Annotated in this window: 9 protein-coding genes; 5 read left to right on the plus strand and 4 right to left on the minus strand. The window is 45.0% G+C overall.

All coding sequences use genetic code 11. From position 1 onward, the window contains the following. From V7D75_RS07960 to V7D75_RS07970, 3 genes are all read left to right on the plus strand, one after another. The coding region (locus tag V7D75_RS07960) for a twin-arginine translocase subunit TatC (protein WP_333614135.1) at window positions 1-202 on the plus strand (202 nt) is incomplete at its 5' end. Window positions 203-426: 224 nt separating this feature from the next. Continuing rightward, window positions 427-1,926, plus strand: a complete 1,500-nt coding sequence (locus V7D75_RS07965; RefSeq protein WP_191690735.1) for a UvrD-helicase domain-containing protein — start codon at window positions 427-429, stop codon at window positions 1,924-1,926. Between the two features lie 66 nt (window positions 1,927-1,992). Further along, a complete protein-coding gene (locus tag V7D75_RS07970) occupies window positions 1,993-3,012 on the plus strand; it encodes a tRNA dihydrouridine synthase (RefSeq protein WP_333614136.1) in 1,020 nt (339 codons plus the stop codon). A gap of 85 nt (window positions 3,013-3,097) precedes the next feature. On the opposite strand, the gene V7D75_RS07975 is transcribed toward V7D75_RS07970, so the two are convergent. Both V7D75_RS07975 and V7D75_RS07980 read right to left on the minus strand, forming a co-directional pair. Then, the gene (locus tag V7D75_RS07975; protein WP_296191335.1) at window positions 3,098-3,523 is read right to left on the minus strand and encodes an MAPEG family protein; all 426 of its coding nucleotides are present in this window, start codon (window positions 3,521-3,523) and stop codon (window positions 3,098-3,100) included. Window positions 3,524-3,537: 14 nt separating this feature from the next. Continuing rightward, window positions 3,538-3,951, minus strand: coding sequence for an OsmC family protein (locus V7D75_RS07980; protein ID WP_191690731.1), 414 nt, complete (start codon window positions 3,949-3,951; stop codon window positions 3,538-3,540). A 566-nt stretch (window positions 3,952-4,517) separates the two neighbouring features. Here V7D75_RS07980 and V7D75_RS07985 point away from each other — a divergent pair. Next, on the plus strand, window positions 4,518-5,039 hold the full coding sequence (locus V7D75_RS07985) for an RNA pyrophosphohydrolase (RefSeq protein ID WP_068403735.1): 522 nt from the start codon (window positions 4,518-4,520) through the stop codon (window positions 5,037-5,039). 62 nt (window positions 5,040-5,101) lie between these two features. Here V7D75_RS07985 and V7D75_RS07990 read toward each other — a convergent pair whose 3' ends face one another. Together V7D75_RS07990 and V7D75_RS07995 are read right to left on the minus strand one after the other, a co-directional pair. Beyond that, window positions 5,102-5,920, minus strand: coding sequence for an NRDE family protein (locus V7D75_RS07990; protein WP_333614137.1), 819 nt, complete (start codon window positions 5,918-5,920; stop codon window positions 5,102-5,104). Between the two features lie 35 nt (window positions 5,921-5,955). Then, complete coding sequence (locus V7D75_RS07995; RefSeq protein ID WP_333614138.1) at window positions 5,956-7,566, minus strand: DUF4139 domain-containing protein; 1,611 nt, start codon at window positions 7,564-7,566, stop codon at window positions 5,956-5,958. A gap of 180 nt (window positions 7,567-7,746) precedes the next feature. Between V7D75_RS07995 and lgt the strand changes: the two genes are divergently transcribed. Then, window positions 7,747-8,335: prolipoprotein diacylglyceryl transferase (gene lgt / locus V7D75_RS08000; protein ID WP_442968940.1), on the plus strand; the 589-nt coding region annotated here is incomplete at its 3' end.

An 8,335-nucleotide genomic window follows, 5' to 3' on the forward strand; every position in this document is an offset into this window, starting at 1 on the left:
TCTAGAAGATAAACGCCGCTATATTATCGTCGGCTGTTTTGGCGTTGCAGCGGTCGTTACACCGCCTGATGGCGTATCAATGTTGATGCTCGCCATTCCGATGTGGTTATTGTTTGAGCTGGGATTGTTTTTAGCGAAAGTTTTAATCAAAGAAGAACGCAAACTGACTTTGACAGACGATATAGAGTTGAAGAAAGAATAACTTTACTTATCAGGCACTTATTCAAAAAGCAGCCAACACGCTAATCTGTTAATATAACTTTCTTATTTAAATAGCTTTCTTATTTAAGTCGCTCAGTACTACCCTCAGTGTTAATGAGTGTCTCAATATCACCGTTATTATCAGCCGTCAGCCATTGTTTATGCAGTGGCTTTTTTTACCGCCGCTAATCTTGACTCCATTCTAGTTTTTTAGGTAGCTTTATTATGTCCGCATCGATGCCAGCTTATATGAGCGATCCCACTGATGAGCAGCTGAACGCGCTAAACATGGCAATGGATCACAAGTCATTTAAAGTGGTCGCTTATGCGGGTGCAGGGAAAACCACGACGCTCAAATTAATCGGTGAGCGTCTGCGCGGTCGCGGCTTGTATTTAGCCTTTAACAAAGCCATTGCCAACGATGCGCGGCAAAAATTTCCCGGTCACGTCGATTGTCGCACGTTTCACTCATTAGCCTACCGTCACGTACCACGTGATATTACCGCTAAATTGTCGTTACCAAGATTTTCACCCAAGCGTTTGGGTGATGATTTGGGCTTACAACCCGTACAAGTACGTCGGCAAATGGATGGGGTGAATAAATATATTACCCTCACGCCAGCGCGCTTGTCGCGGTTTGTCAGTGATGCGGTGAGCAATTTTTGTAGTACCCACGCCAGCTATCCTGCCCCAAGGCATCTTGAATTTCCAAGCTGGCTTGCTGAGTCAGATAGCGAGCAGTTGCGCGAAATGCTCTACCCTGCTGTTGAACAGCGCTGGTTACAGTCGATTGATGCCCGTCATCCGGCTGGTATCGGCCATGATATTTATCTTAAATTGTGGGCATTATCGAAACCGAGCATTCCTGCGGACTTTATCTTATTTGATGAAGCCCAAGACGCCGATCCCTTGATGATGGGAATTTTGACTCAGCAGCCACGGCAGGTTATTTATGTTGGCGACGCCCATCAGCAGATTTATGAGTGGCGCGGCGCGGTTAATGCGATGAAAAAACTGCCGTTGCCGCAGACCTTATTGACCCAATCGTTTCGTTTTGGCGAACCGATTGCTGAGATTGCCAATACCTTGCTCAAAGCCTTACAAGAAGACGTACCATTAAAAGGCAATCCTAATAAGCAATCGTCTACCGAAAAAGGCATGGTACATAGTAAAAAAGATGCCATTCTTTGCCGTACCAATGCGGCGGCGATGTCGCAATTGCTAACAGGCTTAAAACTCGGGCATAGAGTGGCGCTCCAAGCCGATACTGATCGTATGCTTAAATTTTGTCAGGCAGCCGAAAACTTAAAAAATGGCAAATCAGCGTATGGCGTGCCCGAACTGGCGTATTTTTATAATTGGGGTGACGTCCAAGAATACTCTGAAACCAATGAAGGCAGCGACCTTAAAACCTTGGTGAAGTTGGTCGATGACCATGGTACCAATGTGTTGACGCAGGCAGTTAACAGCCTAACCCGTATCGAAAATGCTGATTATGTCATCTCAACCGCGCATAAAGCCAAAGGGCTTGAGTGGGGCAAAGTGCAGCTCGATGATGATTTTTATTATGACGTGACCACCAATGCGGTCAAGATTAGCCCAGAAGAGCTGCGTTTACTCTACGTTGCGTGTACGCGCGCGCAAAGCAATTTAGATATTCATAATATTAAAGACTTGGTATCAGGACTGCAGACGGGTAAAAAGGTGATTTTTGGTAATACTTAATCTGCCCGTCTATCTCTCACCTCATCGCCTTTGCCAACCTCATTTCATAATATTGACTCTCCGATCATGAATCATAATCAGCAACTTCAAGCACGCCAAAACACCATACAGCAATTATTTGCCAATTCTGTTCGCCTGCTTGCTCCTATGGAAGGTTTGACCGATCCTTTGATGCGGCAAATCCTAACCCAAATTGCGTCAGACTTGAGTCGGCCTTATGATTGGTCGGTGAGTGAATTTATTCGCGTCACCCAAACTGTCTTGCCAGCACACGTTTTTTATAAATACGTACCAGAGTTGCATCATGATGCCAAAACCACATCTGGCACACCGATTCATATTCAGTTGCTCGGTAGTGACGCGCAATTGATGGCAGAAAATGCCGCTTATGCTGTCGAGCTTGGTGCGCCTGCGATTGATATCAACTTTGGTTGTCCGGCTAAAACGGTTAACAGCCATCGCGGTGGCTCAGTGCTACTTGATGAGCCCGAAGTGATGTATGAGATTATCAGCGCCGTACGCCGAGCAGTACCCGCTCATCTTCCCGTATCCGCAAAGATTCGCTTGGGCTATACCGATACGAGTCGCATGGATGATATCAAAGCGGCGATTGCTGCGAGCGGCGCCGATTGGTTAACCATTCATGCGCGTACCAAAACCCAAGGCTATAAGCCGCCCGCTTATTGGGACAAAATCCAAAACTTTAATACGCTTGCTATACCAGTGATTGCTAATGGTGAGATTTGGAATAGTGAGCACGCACAAAACTGTATGGCCCAGTCAGGAACCCAGCATCTGATGCTTGGGCGCGGCGCCGTCACTCGTCCCGATTTGATTGCCAAGATTGATGCCGATAATAACGACACAAAAATGCTGACAGTCTTAGCATGGCAAGACTTGATTACCCATCAGATTAAGTTTTTAGAGGGTGCGGCGAAAAATGATGTGGTGTTGGTCGGGCGTTATAAGCAGTGGCTTGGTATGCTAACCAAGGGTTACTCTGAGGCACAAACCTTGTGGGAAAGTATCAAACGAGAAAAAAATAAAGCGGTGATTATCGCGGCGCTGCAAAATAGCACATGCTAATAAACAGCACTAATAATCAGCGCTTTATGATCGATATCGTAATTGAGTTAAAATAAAAATATCAAAGAATTACAGCAGCAATAATCTAAAAACTGACCCGAATCGCTAAATAAAATAACATCAATGAGCAAGCCATCGAAAGCACCCATAGAATAGAGCGAAAGGTCGCTAAATTGGTAATATAGGCCACGCAAAAACCAATACGAATCAGCACATATAGCCAAGCAATGGTATTAATTATCAACTGCGGTACAAAAAACAGCATTGCTACCAATACTGCCGCCAAAAATATAGGCAAGGTTTCATAGCTGTTTTGCTGGGCAGCATTGGCCCGCGCGGCAGCTCCCGTCGTACCTTGTAAGAAATCACGCGGATGGGCATTGTCAGCCAAATTAAAACCGCCAAGCGCTTTTGCCGTCAGCGCCATCGCTAGTGGCAGCAGACTTGCCACCACCATCGCCCAAATAGCCGCTGCGGCACTATCGGGAATCAACCCAAAGAATAGACTCATCAGTATACTCGCCCCTATCCTGCAATGACTTCAAAATCGTGAGTCACATTGACGCCGCCCTGTACCAGCATCCGACTGGCTGAGCAGTATTTTTCGGCCGACAGTTTGATGGCTTTTTCTACTTGGCTTTCTTTGACTTCTTGTCCCGTCACCACAAAATGCATATGAATGTCGGTATAAACTGCTGGAATGGTCTCAGCACGCTGAGCGGTCAGCTCACAACGTACGTCTGTCACTTGTTGGCGCGACTTTTGTAAAATTGCCACCACATCGTAGCTGGCACAGCCACCAAGTCCTAATAAAATTAGCTCCATTGGACTGGCGCCCTTTTCTTTATCAGCATCGATTTGGACGTTATGTCCTGATGGCGACACCCCCATAAAGGCTTTATTTTCTTGCCACGTGACGCTTGCTTTTGACTCTGACATCTTAGATATTCCTTGTTTTAATTGCTACGACTTTGAATGCGCATGCTTCGTAATTCATGTGACTTCTAATTCATATGCTTTTTAATTTGACATGATTTTTAATTTGAATAGTAACGGTTTCTTATTTTCTGAAATACAATCTCTTTTTGAAAAATACTGTCTTTTGTTAGTGTAGCATAAGCAAAAACCAGATTTATGACCCCCTTTACTTGTTTGCCTTTTCTTGCTTACCTTTTATAAACCGCTACCTTATTTATGCTTTAACAATAATATTCGATATTTAAGTATTTATACACCTATCGTTACCGCGACTTATCATTCTTAGAAAAATCTACGGAATTTACTAACAAAAGTGTGCTTATAACTGATTGATTTTAAAGTATTAATCTTGTGAAACATTTTATAGCAAAATACTGTTACACATTTTGGTTGTTTCTTGGTTTAATAACGGTAATGAATCTTATTTTGTCATAGTACTGATGGTGATCACCCTATAATAACTATGATTGCTGTCGTTGTACCTTGTCGAAATAAGCTATTTTTAAACAATTTAAAAGGGTTTAGTCATGATAGATGCAGACGGCTTTCGCGCCAATGTCGGCATCATCTTGGCAAATACACAAGGGCAAGTTCTGTGGGCAAAACGTATTGGTCACAACGCTTGGCAGTTCCCTCAAGGCGGCATCGACCGCGGGGAGACGCCGATGGATGCGATGTATCGCGAGCTCTGGGAAGAGGTCGGTTTACATCCGCGTCATGTGGATCTACTGGCGGTCACGCAAGATTGGTTGCGTTATCGTTTGCCAAAACGCTATGTGCGTCATGGGCAGTATCCTTTGTGTATTGGGCAAAAACAAAAATGGTTTTTGCTGCGCTTAGATGAGCCGAATACTCAACATATCCGCTTTGATGAGGGTAAACCAGAATTTGACCATTGGCAATGGGTCAGCTACTGGTATCCACTCGGACAAGTGATTCATTTTAAACGCGGGGTATATCGTCGCGCCTTGCAGGAATTGGTGCGCGAACTACCGCTTAAACAAGAACTGATTATTCCAGAACAAAACAACCATTTGTTGGTGGAATAAGTATTAAAACAGAAAAAAATTCCCCTATTGATAGCTATTATTCATAGGGGAATTTTTTTATGTTAGATTTGCCTATGCTGGCATTCACGGCTGATAAGCGCTGCTTTGATCTTTTTGTCTGACCTATTTTCTTTACGTAAGGTTAAAATACTCTGCGTCCGCGTTCCATAGCTTGGCATGGCTGTTTTATTCATACTACTCAAATCAGCAGACTCGATATAAATAGAAGATAGTGCGCGCTCAATCTGCTTAGCGACACCTGTTTCGGGTAATTTATTTTCTGGCGCTGGCGTGTTATCCGACATCACGGTAAAAGCCGCTGCTTGCCAGTAGTCAAGGGCGCTGTTCTCGCTAATTAACGGTAGCACCTCTTGCCGTAACCGACCGCGTAGGCGTTCGGTTTTAAACCACGCTTCTTCTGGTTGCCCATTAGAGAGCACGTACAATCCAGCATATAACGGCGTTGGAGCATGACCGCGATTATTGACAATGACCGCTTGCGCCGCATCGCCAATAACAAGGTTAAAACCTGCGTAATCTTGCAAACTGATTTGCCGAGCAAACTCCAATGGGTTTAAAGTGCTGGTCAAAAAATCGGTGACCAATTCACCACGTGAGCGCTCATCATTACTTGCTTGTACACCGTCACGAAAATTTAATACGGCCGCCCAGCGTCCGTTTTGCTCGTAAAAATCGCCATGTTGCTGTTGATGTATGCCAAGCCATGTGCCGCCACTTTGCTTATCGCGCCCTGCATAAATAGGCTTATCCTCCCATTGATGCAGCGGCTCTGTCGGACGCTGCAAAAATTCATCACGGTTTGACAGTAAAACCAAAGGTAGCTCATCAAATAACTGCCAAGCAATGGCGACGATACACATAGTTTTCCTTGATATAAATAATAAATTATCAGCGCTTAGTTGGTATTCAGCTTTTTATCAGCAGGGTAGCTGATTTGATACGTCGATTGCAGCACTTGTGATTGCTTACTTGGCAAATCAAACTCCCAAGCTACCATCCCTTTATTATCATTCCAGTCTTTTTGACTAATGGCTGGCGTATGCATTGCAGTTACCTTAATACTATCGTCGCTGCTCACCGGCTCTGCACTTAACACCTGCAAGCGCACGCTGCGATTATGCTGATTGGTAAACTGATAAGCCTGAGTGATGGTTTTGGTTTGTTGCCGGTTAAACACGCCTTTATCGCCTTGTTTGTTTTCATCGGTTAGCTGTTTTACTAGCAAACTTGGATCAATACCGAAACCAATACCCTGCTCTTTTAAGTTTTGATAATTATAGCGTGACTGGCCAACATAATTATCATCACGATATAGCTGCAATGAGCCATCCGCCCAAGCAGGCGTCAAAAATGGCGCGGAGGCATACCAATACGCAGCCGCTTCAACACCTGGGGTGCTTCGTAACCATAATTTACTGGTACCAGACTGCTCATCAATTACCGTGCGAACATGCCTGCCATCACTAGCAATACTCACGCGCTGCGGCAAACGGTATTCGGTGATGCCGTTTTTGTTTTGACTACTTACCGTAAAACTCGGTAGCGGCGGCATATTTCCAGTACCGCCATAGCTATCACTATCTACGACGAGCACAGGAGACGCTTCCATCTCCATCATCGGCTGTGCGTAGCGCGCCAATTTAGCTTGTTGCTGCTCTTCATATAGAGATAAACGCTCGACTCGCGGTAGCTGACTGGTAGTCGTTTGGTTAGGGTTAACGGTGCTTAAGATAACGGGAACATCGTTCCAATTCTCGCCCGTTTGTTGGGCGATGATGGCAGAAGCGGTAATATTCAGCTGCTTACTATCAGTATTTAAGCGCGCTTGATAAGTTGGCTCCCAACTGGCGCCACGCACCTGATAATGCAGTTTAACCGTACTTGGCGTGCGACTGGCGGTGCGAACACTAACTTGGGTCACGCTATTCTGTTTTGAAGTCGTACTGCCCACCAGCAGCTGATTGAGCGCATCTTTTGCTTGTGCCTCGCGCTGCTGTAACTCGACAATCTTTTTATTAATATTGGCCGCTTGCGTCTCTAAATCGCGGGCGTTATTAGCCAATGTGCCAGTCGTATTAATTTGCGTGACCTTGGTCAAATTTTGCAGATAGGCTTTGGTTAAGCGTGCCGCTTCTAAGTCGGCACTGATATCGGCAAGAGTGTTTTTCTGGACTTGTACTTTGCTATCGCCTTGATATTGGCCATATTGACATTGCGCCGCTTGCTCAGCGCTCAAGGTTTCGATACTGACTTCACCGACGTTAACATTACCTAATGCTTGTACGCTAATGCTATCAGCGTCAATGTTCGGCGATAAACAAGAAAAAACCAGCGTTTGCTCGCCACTGCCGTTGATTGGCAAGGTACGCGTGACACTGGCTAAGCCTTGATAAATGGTGATATTTTCAATATTGCTCAACGCTGCTTGTGCGTTGATAGGAACCCATAGCGTCAAACTTGAAGCCATGATGCCGAGCAAGGATAATGTTGGTAAAGGCAGCTGCATAAGGATTCCTTAGAGGTGAATGCGCTTTTTTTCATCTTATCGGTTTTTGCAGTGCTTTGCTATTGATTCAATGCACCATTTACTTATCCATTTATTTATCGATAAACTTATCATAGTATTCCCAACGGATGAATTTTGCTATTATGGGCCACATTCCATTATCAATAATATGATGCCTTTATGATGATTCATCCTCAGTTCGACCCCGTAGCGCTGTCCTTGGGGCCAGTAGAAGTGCACTGGTATGGTTTAATGTACTTATTGGCCTTTGCCGCCGCTTATGGCCTTGCATGGTATCGCAGTAGCAAACGCGATGGCTGGACCACCGATATGGTGTCTGATTTGGTCTTTTTTGGTGCCCTTGGTGTCATTTTGGGCGGCCGTATCGGCTATGTATTGTTCTATCAATTCGGAGAATTGCTACAAAATCCTGCGTATCTGTTTAGGGTATGGGAAGGCGGCATGTCGTTTCACGGCGGCATGATTGGTGTTTTGTTAGGCATGTTGTATTTTGCCCGTAAATATAAAAAGACCCCGTTTCAGGTGCTCGATTTTATTATTCCCTGTGTACCAACAGGTCTGCTGTTTGGGCGTATCGGCAACTACATCAACGGCGAGCTATGGGGACGCGTTTCAGACGGTGGCTATAATTGGCTGACTTATTTTCCGCAAGCCGCGGCCTTTGATGTGCAGCAATTACAAACCAATCCTGAATTACAATCGCTAATGCTTGAGATCAATGGGCAGTATTTATTGCCGCGTCACCCAT

Origin of the sequence: Psychrobacter sp. (assembly GCF_036731945.1) — a bacterium.
Lineage (GTDB): Bacteria > Pseudomonadota > Gammaproteobacteria > Pseudomonadales > Moraxellaceae > Psychrobacter.